Raw genomic sequence first — 254 nt, forward strand, 5'->3', positions numbered from 1 at the left:
ACGTTGATAGGCCGGGTGTGTAAGCGCAGCGATGCGTTGAGCTAACCGGTACTAATGACCCGTGAGGCTTAACCTTACAACGCCAGAGGCGTTTTGTGAGACGCGAGATTTTCAGCTTGTGACGGATACACCGCGTGGCCTTATGGCGGCGCGGAAAACAGAATTTGCCTGGCGGCACTAGCGCGGCGGTCCCACCTGACCCCATGCCGAACTCAGAAGTGAAACGCCGTAGCGCCGATGGTAGTGTGGGGTCT

Annotated in this window: 2 rRNA genes; both read left to right on the top strand. The window is 57.9% G+C overall.

Features of this window, described 5'->3' with window-relative positions:
* Positions 1–76: ribosomal RNA gene (locus tag B2J69_RS23355) — 23S ribosomal RNA — on the top strand; the annotation flags it as partial.
* 91 nt (positions 77–167) lie between these two features.
* Positions 168–254: ribosomal RNA gene (gene rrf, locus B2J69_RS23360) — 5S ribosomal RNA — on the top strand; the annotation flags it as partial.

Source organism: Pantoea latae, from assembly GCF_002077695.1.
GTDB lineage: Bacteria > Pseudomonadota > Gammaproteobacteria > Enterobacterales > Enterobacteriaceae > Pantoea > Pantoea latae.